The organism is Herbaspirillum sp. Her3, from assembly GCF_057961275.1.
On sequence record NZ_CM176328.1, the window covers coordinates 1,716,656 to 1,737,775 of the forward strand.

General features: G+C 62.5%; 18 protein-coding genes. 10 read left to right on the forward strand and 8 right to left on the reverse strand.

Translation table 11 applies throughout. From position 1 onward, the window contains the following. The first annotated feature begins 40 nt into the window (after positions 1 to 40). Both ACVC5H_RS07825 and ACVC5H_RS07830 read left to right on the forward strand, forming a co-directional pair. Positions 41 to 895: an ABC transporter permease gene (locus ACVC5H_RS07825; protein ID WP_489621776.1), complete on the forward strand. Its 855-nt coding sequence runs from the start codon at positions 41 to 43 to the stop codon at positions 893 to 895. A 113-nt stretch (positions 896 to 1,008) separates the two neighbouring features. Continuing rightward, on the forward strand, positions 1,009 to 2,424 hold the full coding sequence (locus tag ACVC5H_RS07830; protein WP_489621777.1) for a DHA2 family efflux MFS transporter permease subunit: 1,416 nt from the start codon (positions 1,009 to 1,011) through the stop codon (positions 2,422 to 2,424). 33 nt (positions 2,425 to 2,457) lie between these two features. Here the strand turns inward: ACVC5H_RS07830 and ACVC5H_RS07835 are convergent, their stop codons facing one another. Together ACVC5H_RS07835 and ACVC5H_RS07840 are read right to left on the reverse strand one after the other, a co-directional pair. Next, the gene (locus tag ACVC5H_RS07835; protein ID WP_489621778.1) at positions 2,458 to 3,144 is read right to left on the reverse strand and encodes a Fe2+-dependent dioxygenase; all 687 of its coding nucleotides are present in this window, start codon (positions 3,142 to 3,144) and stop codon (positions 2,458 to 2,460) included. A gap of 16 nt (positions 3,145 to 3,160) precedes the next feature. Then, positions 3,161 to 5,377 carry a TonB-dependent receptor gene (locus ACVC5H_RS07840; RefSeq protein WP_489621779.1) on the reverse strand — a complete coding sequence of 739 codons (2,217 nt, stop codon included), beginning with the start codon at positions 5,375 to 5,377 and terminating at the stop codon, positions 3,161 to 3,163. A 362-nt stretch (positions 5,378 to 5,739) separates the two neighbouring features. Here ACVC5H_RS07840 and ACVC5H_RS07845 point away from each other — a divergent pair, with 362 nt between their 5' ends. From ACVC5H_RS07845 to ACVC5H_RS07855, 3 genes are all read left to right on the forward strand, one after another. Further along, on the forward strand, positions 5,740 to 6,402 hold the full coding sequence (locus ACVC5H_RS07845) for a response regulator transcription factor (RefSeq protein WP_489621780.1): 663 nt from the start codon (positions 5,740 to 5,742) through the stop codon (positions 6,400 to 6,402). A 16-nt stretch (positions 6,403 to 6,418) separates the two neighbouring features. After that, positions 6,419 to 7,855, forward strand: coding sequence for a sensor histidine kinase N-terminal domain-containing protein (locus tag ACVC5H_RS07850; RefSeq protein WP_489621781.1), 1,437 nt, complete (start codon positions 6,419 to 6,421; stop codon positions 7,853 to 7,855). Positions 7,856 to 7,962: 107 nt separating this feature from the next. Then, positions 7,963 to 8,181: a hypothetical protein gene (locus ACVC5H_RS07855; protein ID WP_489621782.1), complete on the forward strand. Its 219-nt coding sequence runs from the start codon at positions 7,963 to 7,965 to the stop codon at positions 8,179 to 8,181. Between the two features lie 114 nt (positions 8,182 to 8,295). On the opposite strand, the gene ACVC5H_RS07860 is transcribed toward ACVC5H_RS07855, so the two are convergent. The 5 genes from ACVC5H_RS07860 to gcvA all read right to left on the reverse strand — a co-directional run bounded on the left by ACVC5H_RS07860 (position 8,296) and on the right by gcvA (position 12,404). Continuing rightward, positions 8,296 to 8,727 (reverse strand): LysR substrate-binding domain-containing protein, encoded by a 432-nt coding sequence (locus ACVC5H_RS07860; protein WP_489621783.1) that lies wholly within the window; start codon positions 8,725 to 8,727, stop codon positions 8,296 to 8,298. Positions 8,728 to 8,764: 37 nt separating this feature from the next. After that, entirely contained in the window at positions 8,765 to 9,511 is a 747-nt protein-coding gene (locus ACVC5H_RS07865; protein WP_489621784.1) for an SDR family oxidoreductase, read from the reverse strand. A 251-nt stretch (positions 9,512 to 9,762) separates the two neighbouring features. Beyond that, positions 9,763 to 10,524 carry an SDR family oxidoreductase gene (locus ACVC5H_RS07870; RefSeq protein ID WP_489621785.1) on the reverse strand — a complete coding sequence of 254 codons (762 nt, stop codon included), beginning with the start codon at positions 10,522 to 10,524 and terminating at the stop codon, positions 9,763 to 9,765. 60 nt (positions 10,525 to 10,584) lie between these two features. Next, positions 10,585 to 11,412 carry an EamA family transporter gene (locus tag ACVC5H_RS07875; RefSeq protein WP_489621786.1) on the reverse strand — a complete coding sequence of 276 codons (828 nt, stop codon included), beginning with the start codon at positions 11,410 to 11,412 and terminating at the stop codon, positions 10,585 to 10,587. Between the two features lie 89 nt (positions 11,413 to 11,501). Continuing rightward, positions 11,502 to 12,404, reverse strand: a complete 903-nt coding sequence (gcvA, locus tag ACVC5H_RS07880; protein WP_489621787.1) for a transcriptional regulator GcvA — start codon at positions 12,402 to 12,404, stop codon at positions 11,502 to 11,504. A 539-nt stretch (positions 12,405 to 12,943) separates the two neighbouring features. On the opposite strand from gcvA, the gene ACVC5H_RS07885 reads away from it, so the two are divergent. The 5 genes from ACVC5H_RS07885 (at position 12,944) to ACVC5H_RS07905 (ending at position 19,941) form a co-directional block, all read left to right on the forward strand. Beyond that, positions 12,944 to 13,603, forward strand: a complete 660-nt coding sequence (locus ACVC5H_RS07885) for a DUF1345 domain-containing protein (RefSeq protein WP_489621788.1) — start codon at positions 12,944 to 12,946, stop codon at positions 13,601 to 13,603. A 272-nt stretch (positions 13,604 to 13,875) separates the two neighbouring features. Next, the gene (locus tag ACVC5H_RS07890) at positions 13,876 to 17,358 is read left to right on the forward strand and encodes a response regulator (protein WP_489622666.1); all 3,483 of its coding nucleotides are present in this window, start codon (positions 13,876 to 13,878) and stop codon (positions 17,356 to 17,358) included. Beyond that, positions 17,343 to 18,194, forward strand: a complete 852-nt coding sequence (locus ACVC5H_RS07895) for a CheR family methyltransferase (RefSeq protein WP_489621789.1) — start codon at positions 17,343 to 17,345, stop codon at positions 18,192 to 18,194. The genes ACVC5H_RS07890 and ACVC5H_RS07895 overlap by 16 nt, the downstream gene beginning before the upstream one ends. Beyond that, the gene (locus ACVC5H_RS07900) at positions 18,191 to 18,826 is read left to right on the forward strand and encodes a chemotaxis protein CheB (protein ID WP_489621790.1); all 636 of its coding nucleotides are present in this window, start codon (positions 18,191 to 18,193) and stop codon (positions 18,824 to 18,826) included. The genes ACVC5H_RS07895 and ACVC5H_RS07900 overlap by 4 nt, the downstream gene beginning before the upstream one ends. Beyond that, a complete protein-coding gene (locus ACVC5H_RS07905) occupies positions 18,823 to 19,941 on the forward strand; it encodes a hybrid sensor histidine kinase/response regulator (protein ID WP_489621791.1) in 1,119 nt (372 codons plus the stop codon). The genes ACVC5H_RS07900 and ACVC5H_RS07905 overlap by 4 nt, the downstream gene beginning before the upstream one ends. A 64-nt stretch (positions 19,942 to 20,005) precedes the next feature. Here ACVC5H_RS07905 and ACVC5H_RS07910 read toward each other — a convergent pair whose 3' ends face one another. Beyond that, positions 20,006 to 21,097: a methyl-accepting chemotaxis protein gene (locus tag ACVC5H_RS07910; protein ID WP_489621792.1), complete on the reverse strand. Its 1,092-nt coding sequence runs from the start codon at positions 21,095 to 21,097 to the stop codon at positions 20,006 to 20,008. Positions 21,098 to 21,120: the final 23 nt, after the last annotated feature.

Sequence of the window (21,120 nt, forward strand, 5' to 3'; positions counted from 1 at the left end):
CACAGCACGGAAACAATTTTTTGAAAAACAGGTGAGCAACATGACACAAGCACAAGCAAGCCACAGCGCCGCGACAATGGACATCGCTGCCGTCGAAGCCGAGGCCCAGCGCAAGATCCGCGCGCGAAAACAACTGGTCATCGGCCTGCGTATCGCCATCCTCGTGATCGTCCTGGGCGGCTGGGAAGGCTGCGCCCGGATCGGCTGGATTGATCCCTTCTTCTTCTCGCAGCCGACGCTGATCGTGGCGCAGATCGTTGACTGGATGGTGGAGGGCACCTCGCAGGGCCCGCTGTGGACCCAGGTCTTGGTGACGCTGGAAGAAACCGTGCTGGGCTTTTTGATCGGCTCGGTAGCCGGGGTCATCGCCGGCATCGTCCTGGGCCGCAACAAGCTGCTCTCGGACGTGTTCAGCCTCTACATCCAGATCGCCAATTCGATTCCGCGCGTGGTGCTGGGCTCGATCTTCGTCATCGCCTTCGGCCTGGGCATGGCTTCCAAGGTGGCGCTGGCGGTGGTGATGGTGTTCTTCGTGGTGTTCGCCAATGCCTTCCAGGGGGTGCGCGAGGCCGATCGCTACATGATCGCCAATGCCCAGATCCTGGGGGCCTCGCGCCGCCAGGTGACCATGGCCGTGGTGATTCCGTCGGCGTTGTCGTGGATCCTGGCCAGCCTGCACGTGAGTTTCGGCTTTGCCCTGGTGGGCGCGGTGGTGGGTGAATTCCTCGGGTCCAAGCAGGGCATCGGCCTGCTGATCTCCACCGCCCAGGGTGCCTTCAATGCCAGTGGCGTGTTCGCCGCCATGATCGTGCTGGCCGTGGTGGCGCTGGCCGCGGACTGGCTGCTGCATGCGCTGGAACGGCGCCTCCTGAAGTGGCGTCCGCAGGCTTTCTGAAGAGAAACCTCCGAGCGAGTAGAATGTGCCGGTAGTGCGCGGGGATACGAATGCTTGTGGGCAGCGTGTCCCCGCCGTGTTTTGACCGGCACGTTTTCCATTCCATTTTCGCCATGTCTGCCAACCAGCCGCCTCACCTGAGCGATACCCCTGCCTCTTCCACCATCAATGATCCCGTGACCCAGCGCGCGCTGCTGTGGATCGTCGCCTCCGGCTTCTTCATGCAGACGCTGGACACCACCATCGTCAATACCGCCTTGCCGGCCATGGCGCGCAGCCTCGGCGAGCCGGTGCTGAACATGCACCCGGTAGTGGTGGCCTATACCCTGACCATGGCCTCGCTCACGCCGGCCTCGGGCTGGCTGGCCGACCGCTTTGGCACGCGCCGCATGTATTTCGCGGCGATCCTGTTGTTCGCGCTGGGTTCGGTGTTGTGCGCCATGGCGCCGAGCCTGCCGCTGCTGCTGGCCGCGCGCGTGGTGCAGGGGCTGGGCGGTTCCATGCTGCTGCCGGTAGGGCGGCTGGCAATCCTGCGTGCCGTGCCGGGGGCGCAATACATCGCCGCGCTGGCCTCGATCTCGATTGCCGGGCAGTTGGGGCCGGTGGTTGGTCCCGTATTGGGCGGATGGCTGGTGGAGAGCCTGTCCTGGCACTGGATCTTCCTGATCAACCTGCCTATCGGTGTACTGGGGATGGCGGCCGTACTGTACTACCTGCCGGACGACAGCCTTACCGGTACACCTCGCTTCGATTTGTTCGGCTGCGCCTTGCTGTCCGCCTGCATGGTGGCCTTCTCGCTGGCGCTGGACGTGCCTTTCGATCACAACCGTACTGGCTGGAGTCTCGGACTGTTCGGTGTGGCGGCAGTCACTGTACTGGTCTACTGGCGCCATGCGTCCGTTCATCCGCGCCCACTGTTCCGGCTCGGTTTGTTTGGCGAACCCAATTTCAGCATCGGACTGGCGGGTAACCTGGTGTGTCGTATCGGTTCATCGGCGGTGCCATTCCTGCTGCCCTTGCTGCTGCAGGTGAGGTTGGGCTATTCGCCCCTGCACGCGGGCATGCTGCTGCTGCCGGCAGCCATTGCCGGCACCATTGCCAAGCCGTGGATCGCACCGCTGGTCAAGCGCTATGGCTATGACCGCTTCCTGCTGGTCAATACGGCCATCGTCGGCTTGTCCATCGTGTCGTTTGCGCTGATTACGCCAGGCTGGCCGCTGGCGGCGTCCATCGTGCAACTGGCGGTCTTCGGCGCCTCCAATTCGATGCAGTTCGCAGCCATGAACAGCGTGACCTTGAAGGGTTTGCGCAGGGAAGATGCGGGCAGCGGCAACAGTCTCTTCTCGATGGTGCAGATGCTGGCCATCGGCCTGGGCGTGACCATCGGCGGGACCATGGTCAATGTCTTCAAGAGCGACGCCGGGACGGCCACCAATGCCAGCTTCCAGATCACCTTCGTGATCGTGGGCGTCATCACCCTGGTCTCGGCCTGGGTGTTCCGCAAGATGGATCCGCGCTACTTCAAATAAACGATATAAATAATTTGAGCCTGGGGAGAGCGCTCAGGTCTCGCTCCACTGCCGCAGCAGGTTGTGATAGCAGCCCACCAGGGTACGCCGCGCGAGTGCATCGGCGTCGGTCTGGTTCAGGCGCTGGATGGCGTTGTCCATGTCGAACAGCATCTGGCGCTGGCCATCGTCGCGCACCAGGCTTTGCACCCAGAAGAAGCAGCCCATGCGCACGCCGCGCGTGACGGGCGTCACCGTATGCAGGCTGGTGGCCGGATAGAGCACCATGTCGCCGGCGGCCAGCTTGACGCTGTGCATGCCGTAGCTGTCGTCGATCTGCAATTCACCGCCGTCGTAGTCGGCCGGATCGGCCAGGAACAGCGTGGCCGATACATCGGTGCGCAGCTTGCGGCCATTGTGCGGATGGATGCGCACGCTGCCATCGACGTGGGCGCCAAAGGTCATGCCCTCGCCATAGCGGTTGAACATGGGCGGATAGATGAGGTTGGGCAGCGCCGCGCTGATGAAGCGCGGGTGCCGCTCCAGCGCCGAGACGATGATGCGCTGGCATTGCAGGGCGACCTCGGAATGCTCGTCGATCTGCTGGTTGAACTTGACCGGCGCGCCCTGGTAGCCCGCCGTGACGCGCCCATCCACCCAGGCATCCCCGGCCTGGTCCAGCAAGTTGCGTACGTGCTGCAGGGCTTGCGGGTCCAGCAGATGAGGGATGGTGATGAGCATGGGCGCGCTTTCTTTCTTACATGCGATAGGTCAGCGACAGCATGGCGGTACGGCCCGAACCCGGGACCGAGCGGCCGCCGTCGGATTGGATCAGCGCATCGTAATACATCTTGTCGGTCAGGTTGTAGAGGTTCAGGCGGATGTCGTAGGCCTTGGTGGTGTAGGCCAGCATCGCATCGTAACGGGTGTAGCCGCCGACCTGCACCGTGTTGGTCGCGTTGGCATAGCGCTGCGACATGTAGGTCGCACCGCCGCCGATCTGCCAGTGCGGGGCCAGGTCGTAGGTGGTCCAGGTGGTCAGGGTGTGCTTGGGGGTGTTGACCGGGACCTTGCCGACGCTGGTGTCAGTCACCGCGCCACCGATCACCTTGGCATCCAGGTAGGTGTAGTTGGCGGCGACTTGCCAGTCGTGTGTAATGCGGCCAGTAGCGCCTGCGCGCGCACCGTTCACGCGCACGGTGCCGTCCAGTACGTAGACGCCTGTGGCGACCTGGCTGCGGGCGTTCTCCTTGGTGATCTGGAAGGCGGCAGCGGTCAGTGCCAAGCCTTCAGCCACATCCCACTTGCCGCCCAGTTCATAGGAACGGTTCTTTTCCGGGTCCAGGTTCTGCTGGCCAGTGGTGCCGGTCAGTTGTTCCAGCGAGGGGTTGAAGGAGGTACCGTAGGAGACATAGTAGGACTGTGCCGCAGTGGGTTCCCAGATCGCGCCCGAACGCACGCTCAGGAAGTTCACGCCCTGGTGGGCATAGGCCAGGTTGGTGCTGCTGCTGTTGGTCGAATTGAGGGAGTTGTTGATGCTGGCGATATAGCGGTCATAACGCAGGCCGCCGACCAGCTTGAATTGCGGCACCAGTTCGATGGTGTCGCCCACATAAGCGGCGATGGTGTTGGCGCTGCCACCGGCGTGATTGCCGGGAGTGTCGCCCACACTGCTGCTGGTCGCCGGATTGACCACGCTCACGCAATCCAGGTAGCCGCTGGTCGAGCCCGAGCTGTTGAGCGAGCGGCCGTTGCAGCTGCCGTTGCGGTAAGAGGCCTGGTTGTCGTAACCATCGTGGCCGACTTCCACACCGACGATGGCATCGTGCTTGACGCTGCCGGTGGTGAACTTGGCCGCCAGTTCGGTCTGGTTGAAGATGGAATAGTCGGTGATGACGCGGTCATGGCTCTGGCCACGTACGTACAGACTGGACAGCGGCAAGCTGCTGGCCGCATTGGTGAGCGCCGTAAAGCCGCTGGAAGAGATCGTGCCGATGGTATTGGGCGCGGTTTCCACGGCATCGGTGTGCACGTAGTTGAACTGGGTCTGGTTGCGCAGCGTGACGTCGGGGGCGATCTTGTGCTTGACGCCGGCACTGAAGGCCGCCACGTCCTGGATGGTGCGGTCGCTGTCCAGGCCATAGGCGGTGTTGCGGTCGACGTTGACCGGATGGCCGTTCAAGGGCGGCAGGCCGTAGTCGGGCTGGTCATTGTTATGCTGCAGCAGGGCCGACAGGGTGATTTCGGTGGAGGTGCCGATGCCCCAGACGTAGGAGCCGGCCAAGCCGAAGTCCTGCACGTCGGTCTGGTTGCGGGTGCTGGCCGCGCCCTTCTGGGCCATGGCTTCGATACGCATGGCCGAGGTATCGGTCAGCGGACGGTTGACGTCCACCGTGCTGCGGACCAGGCCATTGGTGGTCACTGAGGCCGAGACTTCGGTGGCGGCCTTCAGGTTGGCTTTCTTGCTGACCTGGTTGATGATGCCGCCGGTCGAGCCACGGCCGAAGAGCATCGAGGAGGGACCCATCAGGACTTCCACTTCTTCGATGGCGAAGGTGTCGCGGTAGTACTGGCCACGGTCGCGGAAGCCATCGAGATAAATGTCGGTGCGCGCCGAGAAGCCGTTGAGGTTGATGTTGTTGCCGATCTGGCCGCCTTCGGCACCGCCCAGCGTGATGCCCGAGACGTTGCGCAGCGCATCGGCCAGCGACGTCACGCCCTGCGACTGCATCTGCGCCTTGTTGACCACGGTCACCGATTGCGGCACGTCGTGCAGGTCGGCCGGCAGCTTGGTGATGGCCGTGCCGGAGCTGGCGAAGTCATCGCGGCGGCCCTCGACGGTCACGGGAGCCAGCTGGCTGTCAGCGGCTGGCGTGCTGCTGGAAGAAGTGGAAGTGACCTGCTGTGCATGCAGGCTCAGGGGCGCGGCAAAGGTGGCGACCAAAGCGGCGGCGATCGGCGTAAGACGGTTCATGTTGTTCTTGTCGCTAGTGGAGTAGGAAACGATGAGCCGATCCCGCTCCTGCAGGACCGGCTCGAATGGCTGGCTACTCCGCTCTTCGACAGGGAAGACCGTTTGGCTGGCTAAAACCAGTGTTGTTCTTTTTCATGCTAATGATTTAGATTCTCATTTGCATGGCTGCCAAGCGTAAGGGTGCAGTCTGACAAAATGCTGTCAAAATGCTGACGGAGGACTGAGTGTGACAAAAATGTAACACTCTGCGAGCGCCGCGCCCGGCCTGGGGGATCGCCCGATTTGCAGCATCGCCTGGGCTGCAATACGATGCTGCGGTCACGCAGTAGTTTTGCGCTGTTTTATTCTTCCGAAGTCCCCCTATGAATGTTCTGCTGGTCGAAGACGACCCGGTGCTCACCGACGGCCTGTCGCGCGTGCTCAATTCGCACGGTTTTACGGTTCATACCGTCAACAACGGCAACGACGTGCTGTCGCAGCGCTTCAACGCGGCCGTGCTGGTGCTCGATATCGGCTTGCCCGGCATCGATGGTTTCGAAGTCCTGCGCCGCATGCGCGCGGCCGGCAACAATACGCCGGTGCTGCTGCTGACCGCGCGCGACACCATCCCCGACCGCGTGCACGGCCTCGAGCTGGGCGCCGACGACTATCTGGTCAAGCCCTTCGCCACGCCGGAGCTGGTGGCGCGCATCAAGGCGCTGATCCGCCGCAGCGCGCCGCAGCCGACGCAACTGAGCGTGGGCGGCCTGTCGCTGGACAACGCCACCAAGCGCGCCGACATCGATGGCCGCAAGATCGAACTGTCGCTGCGCGAATGGACGGTGCTGGAATATCTCATGCAGCACACCTCGCGCGTGGTCTCCAAGCAGCAGATCATCGATGCCGTCCTGCCCTGGGGGGAGGACTTCACCATCAATGCGGTGGAGGTCTACGTCTCGCGCATCCGTCTGAAGATCGCCGATTCGGGGGTGGTGATCCGTACCATTCGCGGCTTCGGCTACATGCTCGAAAAGAGCGAGGGCTGAGCCGGTCCGGCGCGCCATGACGGTCATCGACCAGAAGCCGGCTGCCAGCGCCGCCAGCCGCGCCGAGGCGGCGCCTGCTGCGGTATCGCCCACCCACGCCAGCATCCGGCGCGACCTGCTCAAGTGGCTGATTGCGCCGTTGCTGCTGCTGAACCTGGTGGGCGCAGGCCTGACCTACTGGCTGGCCTGGCTGCCGGCCCAGCATGCCTTCGACCAGAACCTGATGGATTCCACCTGGGGCCTGTATGCCCAGGTGCGCCATCGCCAGGAGCGCACCACCGCCGAGCTGACCCAGCAGGCCGAGCAGATCCTGCGCAGCAATCACTCCGACACCACCTTCTTTGCCGTGCGCAATACCCAGGGCGAGATCCTGGTGGGCGACAGCGGGTTCCCGCAATTGCCGGAAAGCGAGATATTCGACCGTCCCTTCAACTATGACGGCGAGATGCGCGGCGAGCCGGTCCGTATTTCGGCCATGCAGGTGCGGGTCAAGAATGGCGTGATCTCGGTGGCCGTGGCCGAGACCCTGCGCAAGCGTGATCGGGCCCACTACACCATCCTGCTGTCCTTCCTGCTGCTGGACGGTGCGCTGACCTTCGGTTCGCTGTCGGTGGTGCTGATCGCCGTGCGCCGTGGCCTGCGTCCCCTGAAGAGCCTGCAGCGCAACCTGGAGCAGCGCGGCCACGGCAAGCTGGGCGCCATCGACGGCATCGGTGCACCGGTGGAACTGCAGCCGCTGATCGTGGCCATGAACGAGCTGATGGACCGCATCAGCAAGGGCGAACAGGCGCAGCAGAATTTCATGGCCGACGTGGCCCATCAGTTGCGCACGCCGCTGACCGGCCTGAAGCTGCAACTGGAACTGCTGCACGACAAGCATCAGGACCAGCCCGATACCGCCCGCTCGCTGGCGATGATGAATTCCTCGGTGGAGCGCATGATCCGCCAGAGCCGGCAACTGCTGGCGCTGGCGCGTTCCGAGCCGGGCCTGTTCGAAAGCCGCAAGCTGGAAGACCTGTCGCTTGACAAGCTGGTGGAAGAATCGGTCCAGCACTTCATCGAAGAGGCCGACAAGAAGCAGATCGACCTCGGCTTCGACCTGCAACCGGCGCGCCTGCGCGGTGACCGCTTCCTGCTGAGCGACCTGATCGACAACCTCATCGACAATGCCGTGCGCTATTCCCCCGAGCACGGTACGGTGACGGTGCGTTGCCTGGAAGAGCAGGGCGCTACCGTGCTCTCGGTGGAAGACTCCGGCCCCGGCATTGCGCCCGAGCACCGCGAGCTGATCTTTGACCGCTACTACCGCGCCAACGACAAGATCGCCGGCAGTGGCCTGGGCCTGGCCATCGTGCGCGAGATTGCGCATGACCACGGCGGCGTCATCACGGTGGACTGCAAGGAGCAGGGGCAGGGCACCATCTTCACGGTACGCTTTCCGCTGGCTGCCTGAACCGCGCTCCTGATGGCCGCGCTTTCCGTACGGCATCTTTCCCGCGCCGAACCTCATGCCTGCCGCTGTGTCCAACGGACTTCATCGTCAACGATACAGGAGGCAGCATGACCGACAAGGTATTGCAGAGCGGTACTCACATCGCCCGCTATGACGCGGTGGAGAAACCCGATGATGGCTACGAGGCACAAGTCTTCGTGCGCCTCTCGCGTGAGCCGGAGATCGCTGAAACCTATATTCCCGTGGGCATCTTCCCGACCGAGGAAGAAGCCCTGGCCAGTGCCCGCGAACGCGCTGAGCGGGCGTTGAAGGAGCATGAGTTCTAGGGCTATTTCACATTTGATCTGCGAGCTCTCGTACTCGCAGATTGAATGTGTACGGGCCCTCATCAGCGCTAGCGATATCCTCGTCTGTCGCGTCGGAATATTATTCCGAACAACTTACTCAGAAGGAATGCGCCCGAATTCAGCAAGTAATTTGCGAAGTTGCGGCACGGCATAATCAATGAATCGCCGCAGCTTCGCAGGTATCGCGTCTTTAGACAGATAAACGACGTGTATCGGGATCGGTTCAACCTCAAACGATTGCAGGATGTATTTCAGCTTTCCTGCGATTATCGCGTCGCGAACATCGTGTTCGAGCACGAAGGTCGCACCAATTCCGGCGATCGCAGCATCGACTGCTGCATCCGGTGACGAAACAAGTAGTCTTGGTGTGTCGGCAACGGTAAAGGTTTGCCCCGTATGGCGGCAAACATAGCGCCAAGGCGACAGGCTTGGACTGTCGAACACGACACAGGGCAGATTGTGCAGGTCATCAGGCGTTTCGGGACAACCATACTGATCCAGAAACGCGGGACTGGCTACCGTCACCGCTCGTAATGTACCGACTGCTTGCTGACTTGTATCGTCAGAACTGAGTCAGGCCACCATCAACAACCAGCTCGGTACCGGTGGTGTACGACGAATCGTCGCTCGCCAGGAACAAAGCCGTTTTGGCCAGTTCCTCCGCGTTGCCAAAACGTTTGAGTGCAACCTTATCGGTAATGCTTGCAGCGACCTGGGCCAGCACGTTTTCAGGAAGACCGATCTTGCTGTAGAACGGCGTTGCGATCGCACCTGGGCTAACGGCATTCACGCGAATGCCACGCGATGCCAGTTCTGCACCCAAGGTACGCACCAGGGAGCGTGTCGCAGCCTTGGTGGCGGCAAGGATCGATAGCCCCGGGTAACCTATGGTATTCAGGAACGAGGTCGTGACGATCACGCTACCGCCGTTTTTCATCAGCGGGGTGGTTTTTTGGATCGTGAAGAATGTACCGGTAAAGTTCAACGCGATGTTGTCGTTGATGTACTCCTCCGTGACAGCATCCAGAGGGGCGACAGTGCTGGCGCCGGCGTTGGCAAACACAACGTCGATATGGCCGAACTTGGCACGCGCCTCCTCAACGGCACGTTCGATGTCGGCGACCTTGCGGACATCGGCTTGGATCAATACTGCCTTGCCATTGAGCACCTTGCCTGCTTCGGCCAGACGTTCAGCATTCGAACCGACCAACACGATGTTGGCCCCTTCCGCCTGGAACAGCTTTGCGGTTTCCAGGCCGATACCCGACGTGCCGCCAGTAATGAATGCCACCTTGTTGTTGAGTTTCATGATTCGTTCCTTCCGATAGAGATGAATAAGCTGGATCGCAATGCAATCGCTGGCAATGACTTCGCTTTGGCAGCTCTTCATGTTGAATGCGTTGCTTGGAACGAATACTGGGTCTCACCACTTTCAGGCGGAATCCGTTAATTGCGACTAGGATCTAATCAAAAAAAGAAGAAATGACCCAGGCTGTTGATTTGCTCTCCGAATGGATCTTTTCCAGTTGAGCATCTCAAATCAACAGCGCCGGCAGTCACTCACTTGCCACCGGTCACATCGAGGAACGTGCCAGTGGTGAAGGATGCCTCTTCGCTCGCTAGCCACAGTATGGCGCGGGCCACTTCTTCCGGCTGGCCACCGCGCCCCATCGGGATGGAGTCCTTGACGCGGTCCACTCTGCCCGGCTCGCCGCCGCTGGCATGCATCTCGGTATAGATGTGCCCCGGGCGGATGCAGTTCACGCGTATACCCTCGCGCGCGACCTCCTTGGCCAGGCCGGTCGTGAAGGTTTCCAGTGCGCCCTTGGAGGCAGCGTAGTCCACGTATTCATTGGGGCTGCCAAGCCGGGCTGCCGCCGATGAGATGTTGATCACCACGCCGCCGCGCCCTTGATGACGGTAGGCCATCCGCCTGACCGCATGCTGCGCGCACAGCATGGGACCGATTGCATTCACGGCGAAGATCCGCTGTATCCGCGCAAAGTCCAGCTCTTCCAGGCGTGACTGCTGCTGGAGGATGGCGGCGTTGTTGACCAGTACGTCGATGCGCCCGAACTCCCGGTCGATTGCGTCGAAGAGGGCCGCGACTTGTATCGGGTCGGCGCTGTCGGCCCGCATCGCCAGGGCGCGCCGCCCGAACTTGCGTACATCCTCCGCAACCGCCTGGGCCGCAGACTCGCTGGCGACATAGCTCAGCGCCACGTCGTAGCCGCGGGCCGCGGCCAGTCGTGCGGTCGCTGCGCCCATGCCGCGACTTGCGCCGGTGATCAGAATGACCGGCGCTTGATTCTCGGTAGCCATTGGAAACTCCTTGTTGTGAAATAAAACCGTATTTGCTGTTCGGCCCAGGCTGACATGCCACTAGCCGATCATGACCGTGCCAGCCGCAATCGCCACACAAGCCAGCAGTCGCAGGATAGTCAGGGACTCGCCCAGGAACAGGTAGCCGATCAGTGCCGCAAACAGCACGCTGGTTTCGCGCAATGCGGAGACCGCTCCCATGGGGGCGACAGACATGGCGTACATGACGATGCCGTAGGCCAGCAGCGATACCAAACCGCCGGCAAAGCCCTGGCCGAACCCGGGGCGGGGCAAGCACAGGCTGCGCCTGCCGCGCAGGCCAACGTAGAGCGCGGGCATCAGCAGTCCCCACAGGGCGCACATCCACGCGGTATATGCCATCGGTGCTCCGGACAGGCGTGCACCGATACCATCGGCCACGCTGTAGGCGGCGATGAAGCAACCCGTGCCCAAGGCGTAGGGCAGGCTGGGCATCCGAAGCCTGGATCCCCTGAACGCGAGAAAGATGATCCCGGCCGAGACCAGCGCAATCCCCAGCAGTGCAGCCGGGTCTGGCTTCTCGCCGGCGAACAGGAAAGCCCCCGCGTTCACCAGGACAGGAGAGCTGCCCCGCGCAATCGGATAGATCTGTCCGAAATCGCCGGTGCGGTAACTGCGCACGAGAAACAGGTTGTAGCCCACGTGCAGCATGGCCGACAACACGGCATAGCCCCAGCTGACGCTGGCTGGTGGCGCCATGAACAAGGCGGCGATGGCGCTGGCGATGCCGACCGCCAGGCACATGACGGTCATCGACCAGAGACGATCAGTACCGGCGCGTAGCAGTGCGTTCCAGCCGGCATGCAAGAGTGCGGCGAAGAGAATGAGCAGGACGATGTGAACAGGCATATGCCATGGTAAGCATGCCCGCGCCGGGACTAAAGCGAAGTCTCTTCATCGGAGCATGAATAGATGCTCATGCCATGATACCTGGCGCATCAGTAGCGCTTTGCGGCGTTGACGGACTCTTCCATGATCCATTCACGGAATCTGGCAACGTGGGGCTGATCTTCTATTCCCTTTGGACAGACGAAGTAGTAGGCCAGTGGCGATGGCAGCGCAATGTTGAACAATCTGACCAGGCTGCCATCGGCCAGCTCGTTCTCCACGTGACCACTGCGCGCCAATGCCACGCCTTGTCCCAGCAGCGCTGCCTGGATGGTCATGTTGGTGTCGGCAAAACGCACGCTTTCCCTGAGAGCGGAAACGGCGACCCCGGCCTGCTGGAACCACAGGTCCCATTTGGGCACCATGTCCGCACCAGCGCGCGTGAGCAAGGGATAGCGCAGCAGGTCGGCCGGCTTGCGTAGCATGCCGAGGCTCTTGAGCAGGGGCAGACTGGCCACCGGAAAAATCTGTTCGCGGAACAGGTACTCGGAAAACAGGTGGGGATAATTGCCGTTGCCAAGGCGGATCGCCACGTCGGGGTCCGTTGGCGCGAAATTGATGGTGGTATCCGTGGTTTCCAGCGTGACCAGGATCTCCGGATGCTTTCGGGATAAAGCCGGCAGGCGGGGCAGCAGCCACTTCAGCGAGAACGAATAGGTCGTGCTGACCTTGAGCCGTACCCTCCCTCGTTGCTCGCGCAGATCGGCCAGCGTCGTCTCCAGCTTCATGAAGAACTCGCGCACTACCGGTGCCAGCGCCGCTCCGGCAGGTGTCAGTGCCAGCGACCTGCCGCGCTGGAACAGCTGCACGCCCCACAGATCCTCAAGATGTCGCAATTGATGGCTGACGGCGCTCTGGGTGACGTGCAGCTCTTCCGAGGCGGAGGTGAAGGTGGCATGCCTGGCGGCGGCTTCAAAGGCGCGTAACGTGGCGCTGGGGGGCAGGTCTCTCATGGGGTGGCTCGCAGCTTGCTGGATCGGAAGCAACTGATGAATGAGAGCTCATGATAGCAATCTATGGACGAGGGCAATGCGGTGGCCTGTTTGTATCCCGATTGAACTCGACAGCCGATAAGAACTTTGGTGCTGGCGAGGGGGAGGAGATCGAGCCCGGTTATTTCCGGACCCAGGGAAAAACCAAGCGGTTTTTGATGAAAGAACCATAGCTCAGCTATTTGCGCATGGCTGGGTAAAGATTTCCGTGGAGCACATCGGCACCGAAAAATATCAGAAGACTAAAGCGGCTTGAGTATCCAGCCTTGGTGATTTGCGATAAGCCAGCAAGAACGTAAATTCTCTACGGTACTTGCTGGTCGGGCAGCGCTTTCAGACTACGAAGAAATCCCCCTATCCTTAAGGCAACTCGGATACGATTGCGCAGAAACATCCAGATGAGCAGGTTTGATTGGCCACAACATCCTGTTATCCAGCCCAGCCGGGGCGCCACAGTCTGAGGGCGCCTTCACAGAAGATTCACAACATCAACAAGAACAATGTCCGTCGCCCGCCACATCGTCCAGGTCCATCCGCGCTTGCTCATCGGCATTGGCGTCGGGATCGCCGCCTCCCTCCTCATCCCTGCCAGCACCTGGATCGGCCGCAGCCTCATCGGCTGGAATGCCGGGGTCTGGTTCTATCTGCTGAGCCTGTGGCTGATGATGCTGCGGGCCGATGCCAAGGCCGTCAAGCGCCTGGCCGAGACCGAAGATGAAAGCGCCCACGTGGTGCTGGTGATGATCTGCGTAGCCGCCATTGCCAGTCTCCTGGCCATCCTGGTAGAGCTGGGCGGCAGCAGCCACCATAACGAGAGTGGACGTCTGTTGCGCTATGCCTTTACGGCCTCCACCGTCTTTGGCTCGTGGGCCTTGATTGGCACCATCTTCACGCTGCATTACGCGCGCCTGTTCTATGCCGATGACGATAACCCGGAAGCCCTGCCGCTGCGCTTTCCAGACGGCATCCGCAATCCGGGCTACTGGGATTTCCTGTATTTCGCCTTCACCATCAGCGTGGCTGTGCAGACCTCGGATGTGGCCGTGGCCACGCGCGCAATGCGCAAGGCGGTGCTGGCCCACTCCCTGATCTGCTTCGTCTTCAACGCCGCCATCATCGGCTTGTCCATCAATATTGCCGCCGGCCTGGCCGGCAATTGACACGGCCTGTCAGCACCCGGATGACAGTGTTACGGAACCGACGCGGCGGCGCTTTGTCCTAGCCGGGTTCAGGCCTGGCAAGAGCGCGATGAAACCGCCTCTGCCGGTGCTCTGCGCAAACCGGAAGCCGGCCGTATAATCCCCGGCTTTCCCGGCGGCAATACCAAGGGGAGGGGGCAAGACCACAGACAGCCCCCGCAGCTCGACCAATGATTCCAACAACGGAGCGCACCGTGCGGGTTTATTCCAGCCAAGCTGAAGAACGTATTGCCATGTTGAAGCGCCAGGGCAAGGGCGCCTTTTCCGGACCACCGCTGCCCCTCGGGCCGCTGATCGGTTTTGCCGTTGCCATCCTGGCCGTGTTGCTGATCGCCCTGTTCACCTACGAGGCCTCGGTCAGCCGGGGCGAAGCCGCCAATGCGGTATCGCACACCATGAAGGTGCGCGAGCAACTGCAGGTGCTGGTGTCGACTTTGAAGGATGCCGAGACCAGCCAGCGCGGCTTCCTGTTGACCGGTACCGAGTCCTACCTCAGTCCCTACAATCAGGCGCGCGCCGCGCTGCCGGGCGAAATCGCCAAGCTGCGCGAGCTGCTCTCCGACAACCCCGACCAACTGCAGCGCCTGTCGCAGGTGGAGCGCGTGGCCGCTGACAAGCTCGAAGAGCTGGCCGAGACCATCACCCGCCGCCGCAACGGCGACACCGCCGGCGCATTGGCGGTGGTGCAGTCCGATCGCGGCAAGATGTTCATGGACCGGGTACGCGTGCTCACGCGCGACATGGAAGAGCAGGAACGTGACCTGCTGGCCAGCCGCCAGTCGGACTGGCGCGATGCCGTGGTGTTCTCCACCGCCGTGGCCTGGGGCGGATCGGCCTTGCTGCTGGTGCTCATCATTGCGGCCGCCGTCACCACGTCGCGCGACTATCGCGCCCGCGAAAAGCAGGCCTGGATCCGCGCCGGCCAGATGGGCCTGGCCGAACGCCTGCAGGGCGAACAGCGCCTGGGCGCGCTGGGCGAGAACACGCTGGCTTTCCTCACGGCCTATCTGAATGCGCAAGTCGGTGCCATCTACCTGCGTACCGAACGTGGCCAGTTCCAGCGCTTCGCGGCCTATGCGCTGGAAGAGGACGACGCTGACCAGCCGCCTTATCTGCGCGAGGGCCAGGGCTTGCTGGGCCAGGCCGCCAAGCTCAACCGTCCGATGCACGTCAAGGATGTGCCGGAGCAATACCTCACCGTGTCTTCCTCCGTGGGCCGCCACGCCCCCTGCGAACTGCTGATCGTACCGGCGGCGGCCGACGGCCAGGTGCAGGCGGTGTTCGAACTGGGCTTCCTGCGCCGCGTGCGCCCCGAGGAAGAAGAGCTGCTGGCGCGCCTGTCGGACCAGATCGCCATTGCGGTGCGCTCCTCCAAGGATCGCACCCGCCTGGAAGAGCTGCTGGAAGAAACCCAGCGCCAGTCCGAGGAATTGCAGGCCCAGCAGGAAGAACTGCGGGTCAACAATGAAGAGCTGGAAGAGCAGGGGCAGGCCCTGAAGGCCTCGCAACTGCGCCTCGAAACCCAGCAGGCCGAACTGGAAGAGACCAATGCGCAGCTGGAAGAGCAGACCCAGCTGCTGGAACTGCAGAAGGATGACCTCGCCAAGACCCAGGTGGTGCTGGTGGAAAAGGCCACCGAGCTGGAACGCGCCAACCAGTACAAGAGCGAGTTCCTGGCCAACATGAGCCACGAACTGCGCACACCGCTGAACTCCACCCTGATCCTGGCCAAGCTGCTGGCCGACAACAAGCAGGGTAATCTCTCCGAAGAGCAGGTGCGTTTTGCGCAAACCATTTCCTCGGCGGGCAACGACCTGCTGGCGCTGATCAACGATATCCTCGATCTGTCGAAGATGGAGGCGGGCAAGCTGGACATCGTTGCCGAATCCTTCGTGGTCGGCAAGATGGCCGAGGAACTCAAGGCCAGTTTCGCCATGACGGCGCAGCAGAAGGGCCTGGGCTTCAAGGTCGAGGTCGATCCGGGTGTGCCACAGCGCATGGAAACCGACATGCATCGCCTGGGCCAGATCCTCAAGAACCTGCTCTCCAATGCCATCAAGTTCACCGAGAAGGGCGAGGTCAGCCTGCGCATCTATCCCGATGCGGGCGGACGTATCGCCTTCGCGGTGCGCGATACGGGCATCGGCATTGGCGCCGACCAGCACCAGTTCATCTTCGAAGCCTTCCGCCAGGCCGATGGCAGTACCCACCGCAAGTACGGCGGCACTGGCCTGGGCCTGTCGATCTCGCGCGACCTGGCGCACTTGCTGGGCGGTGACATCCAGGTGCAGAGCCGGGTCGGCGAGGGCAGCATCTTCACGCTCTCGCTGCCGCAGGTCTACAGCGGCGAGGCGGCCGTGGTGCGCACCGCGCCGCCTGCGCCCAGCACGGCCGCCGCCACCTTGCAGGCAGCCCAGGTCGCTACCGCACCGGATGTCCGTATTCCCGGTCCGCAGATAGTGCCGGCAGCGCCCGCGAAACTGCAGGACATCGCCATCGATGATGACCGCCATCGCATCGAATCGTCTTCACGCCTGATCCTGGTGATCGAGGATGATGCTGCCTTCGCCATGATCCTGCGTGACCTGGCCCATGAGATGGGCTTCCAGTGCGTGGTCACGCACTCGGCCAATGAGGGCGTTGCAGCGGCCGAGATGTATCGTCCCAGCGCCATCCTGATGGACATGAACCTGCCTGACTTCTCGGGCCTGGGGGTGCTGGACCAGATCAAGCGCAATCCCAAGACCCGCCATATCCCGGTGCACGTGGTCTCGGTGGCCGATTATTCGCACGAGGCGCTGGAACGCGGTGCCATCGGTTATGCCTTGAAACCGGTGCAGTGCGAGGAACTGGTAGGCGCCATCCGCAAGCTGGAAGCCAAGTTCCTGCAGGGGCTGCGGCACGTGCTGGTGGTCGAGGATGATGCCCGCCAACTCGACAGCATCCGCCAGTTGCTGGCCGGCGAGAACATCAACCTGGTCGGCGTGCGCACCGCGGGCGACGCGCTGGCGCGCCTGCGTGAGACCACCTTCGATTGCATGGTGATGGACCTGAACCTGCCCGATCTGTCCGGCTACCAGCTGCTGGAGAAGATGGCCGAGCAGGAGCACGTGGCTTTCCCGCCGGTGATCGTCTATACCGGGCGTTCGCTCTCGGCCGAGGAAGAACAGAACCTGCGCCGCTTCTCGCGCTCCATCATCATCAAGGATGCGCGCTCGCCGGAACGCCTGCTCGACGAAGTGACGCTGTTCCTGCACCAGGTGGAAACCACACTGCCGCCCGAGAGCCAGCGCATGCTCAAGGTGGCGCGCGACCGCGAGACGGTTTTCGAAGGCCGCCGCATCCTGGTGGTGGAAGACGACGTGCGCAACATCTTTGCGCTATCCTCGGTGCTGGAACCCAAGGGCATGAAGGTCGACATCGCCCGCAACGGCCGCGAAGCGCTGCAAGCCCTGCAGCGCAGCCAGGAGCAGCCGGGTGCGCCGATCGACCTGGTGCTGATGGACATCATGATGCCCGAGATGGATGGCCTGACCGCCATGCGCGAGATCCGCAAGCAAGCCATCTGGCGGCGCCTGCCCATCATCGCCTTGACCGCCAAGGCAATGAAGGATGACCAGGAGAAGTGCCTGGCCGCAGGCGCCAACGATTACATCGCCAAGCCCCTGGATGTGGAGAAACTGCTGTCCCTGGTACGCGTATGGATGCCGAAATAAACCAGGCACTGGCCAACCGGCATTTCGATATCGAGATGCAGTTGCTGCTCGATGCCATCTACCTCAAGTACCACTGCGATTTTCGTGGCTATGCGGGGGCCTCGCTGAAGCGCCGCCTGGCTACGGCCATGATCCGCTTCCACTGCGAGACGCTTTCGCAATTGCAGGACAAGGTGCTGCATGACGCGGCGGTATTTCCGGCGCTCATGGATTACCTCACGGTGCAGGTCAGCGAGATGTTCCGCGATCCAGGCTACTTCCTCGCACTGAGGGAGAAGGTGGTGCCGCTGTTGCGCACCTATCCCTCGCTGAAGATCTGGGTGGCCGGCTGCAGCAGCGGCGAGGAAGTCTATTCGCTGGCGATCCTGCTGCGCGAGGAAGGGCTGCTCGAGCGCAGCATCATCTACGCCACCGACATCAACCAGGCCGCCCTGAAGAAGGCGGAAGCCGGCGTCTACGAGCTGGACCGTATCGCCGGCTTTACCAGCAACCACCAGAAATCCGGCGCACGGAGCTCGCTTTCGGATTACTATACGGCCGCCTATGGTGCCGTGATGTTCGACAAATCGCTGCGCAAGAACGTGGTCTTTTCCGACCACAGCCTGGCCACCGACAGTGTGTTTGCGGAGATGCACCTGGTGTCCTGCCGCAATGTGCTGATCTATTTCAACCGCCATCTGCAGGAGCGCGCGCTGGGTCTGTTCCGCGAATCGCTGGTGCGCAAGGGCTTCCTGGGCCTGGGGTCCAAGGAGTCGATGCGCTTTTCCTCGCATGGCGTGGCCTTCGATGAAGTGGCGCGGGAAGACCGCATCTTCCAGAAGAAGGGAGACCTGTGAGTCCCTTGCCCTTGCCTGCCCTGGGTGGGCGGGCCATCGACGCGATCGTCATCGGCGCTTCCGCCGGCGGGGTGGAAGCCTTGTCGGAGATCCTGCCGGCGCTGCGCCGGGGCGCGCGCGTGGCGACCATGGTGGTGTTGCACATCCCGCGCGAGCGGCCCAGCCTCCTGGCCAGGATCTTTGCCGACCGCTGCGTGCAGCCGGTGGTGGAGGCGCAGGACAAGGAGCCGGCCCTGCCGGGCGTCATCTATTTTGCGCCGCCGGATTACCATCTGCTGGTGGACCGCAGCGAAGACGGGCCCTTGCTGGCCATGTCCAACGATGAGCTGGTGAATTATTCTCGCCCGGCCATCGACGTGCTCTTCGAGTCGGCCGCCGATGTCTACCGTGAGCGCCTGCTGGGCATCGTGCTCACCGGTGGCAACCACGATGGCGCGGCCGGCTTGCAGGCCATTGCCCGCGCTGGTGGCGTAACCGTGGTACAAAGTCCGCAACAGGCACAGGTGCCTTACATGCCGGCACAGGCATTGGCACTGGGACAAATCGATTATGTGCTCACGCTCTCGCAGATCGCCGATCTGCTGGGCACCCTGGGCGTAACAGGGAATGACCAGGAAAAGGAACGCAGGTGACAGAAAAGCACAAAGAGAGAGACCTGCCGCGGGTGAAATTCCTGCTGGTCGACGATCTCGACGAAAACTTGTTGGCCCTCTCGGCCCTGCTGCAGCGGGATGACGTCGAACTGCTGCTGGCGCGCTCGGGCCTGGAGGCGCTGGAACTGCTGTTGCAGCATGAGGTGGCGCTGGCCTTCCTGGACGTGCAGATGCCGGACATGGATGGGTTCGAGCTGGCCGAGCTGATCCGCGGCAGCGAGCGCACCCGCAACGTGCCGCTGATCTTCGTGACGGCCGGCGTGCGCGACGAGCGCCGCTTGTTCAAGGGCTACGAGAGCGGCGCGGTGGATTTCCTCTACAAGCCCATCGAGCCGCACATCCTGCGCAACAAGGCCGAGGTGTTCTTCCAGCTGTATCGCCAGAAGCAGTTGCTGGCGCTGGAGTTGCAGGAACGCACGGAAACCCTGCGCATGAACGAGATGTTCGTGGCCATTCTCGGCCACGACCTGCGCAATCCCTTGAGCGCGGTAGTGATGGCCGCAACGCTCTTGCAGCGGATCTACAAGGAAGAGGTGGCGCAGAAGGCTTCGCAACAGATCCTCAATGGCGGCAAGCGCATGGCCAAGCTGATCGAGAACATGCTCGACCTGGCCCGCGCCCGCCTGGCAGGCGGTATCCCGCTGGCGCGCGCCAGTGCCTGCCTGGGCGAGATTACCGAACGGGTGGTGCAGGAATACCAGACCACCTATCCGGGCAGCATCATCGAGCGCCGCATCGAAGGGGATGACAACGGCTATTGGGATGGCGACCGCCTGGGGCAGGTGGCCGCCAACCTGCTGGGCAATGCTTTGCAGCATGGCGTGGCGGGTAGCCCGATCTGCATCGGCATCGATGGCCGCAGTGACCAGGAAGTGGTGATGACCATCGCCAATCGTGGCGTGATTCCGGCGGCGCTGCTGCCGGTGATCTTCGATCCTTTCCGTGGCGGCGAACGCGAGATCGGCCGCAAGGAAGGGCTGGGCCTGGGACTGTTCATTGCCCAGCAGATCGTCAAGGCGCATGGGGGGAACATCACCATGACTTCTGACGATCAGGTGCAGACGATGGTGACGGTGAGGTTGCCGCGCAGGTGAGAGGTGCCGTGTCCGGCCCGGGCGGTGAGGAAAAAATGGCCTGCTCCCCAAGGAGCGGGCCATTTCATTGGTGCCGGTGAAACGGCGACATGATCATCATCAGTTTGTCGACCTGCACCTGCATCACTTGTGAAGTGCGGTTGGTCTGCTCCACACGCTGGGCGTTTTGTCGCGTCATTTCATCAATGCGCTGCAATGCCGTTTTGGCTTGTTGCACCTCGTCGGCCTGGCTGGCCCCGGCACTGGCGATGCCGGTCATGATGTGAGCCCCCTCGCCGATGGTGTGCACGACATGCCGCATGCGCTCGCCGGCCTGGGTGATGAGTTCATTGCCGGCACTGACGTTGCCCGTCGATTTGTCGATCAGGATTTTCACATCCCTTGCCGCGCTTGCCGAGCGCTGCGCAAGCATCCGTACTTCGGCGGCCACCACGGCAAATCCTTTGCCTTGCTCGCCAGCTCGCGCCGACTCCACCGCCGCGTTCAGGGCAAGGATGTTGGTCTGAAAGGCAATCGAATCGATCAGGCTGACGATGGCCACGATCTCGCGCGAACTGGCCGCGATGGCACCCATCATGTCGGCCACGCTCTGGATCGAATGCAGGCCCTCGCCAGCGGCGCGTGAGGCGGTGTTCACCAGTGCCTCGGCATCGCGTGCCTGGCTGGCGCTGCGCGATACCGTGTGCGTGAGCTGGTCGAAGGACTCGGTGGTCTGGCGCAGAAATTCCAGTTGGGTTGCCGTGCGGGTCGCCAGGGCATCGCTTTCCGTGGCCATGTCTCGCGCCACCTCGCCAGTGGTAGAGGCGGCTTGCCCCATTGCGGCCACCAGCGTGCGGGTGCTCTCGCGCAGCGCGTCCAGCTCGCGCTCCAGTCGGGCCAGGCGCGGACCGGCCACCGCTCTGGCATCGGCCAGGTCACCCCGTGACAGGGCCGCAAGCTGACGGATCGCGCGATCCAGTGGGATCAACACTGCACGGTATAGCGCCCATCCAAGTACGGCGGCGCACAGCAGGCCTGCCGCCGCCATGCTGGCGGCCAGCGCGAGCGGGCTGCCCGGCACCAGCAACAAGGCCAGGATCATTGCAAACAGCAGCCCCAGTGTGGTGAAGCACAGGCGCATCTTGGCCTTGATCGTCAGGGTGGGAAGGGCGGGCATAGGGTCTCCGTTGTGGTTTTTGA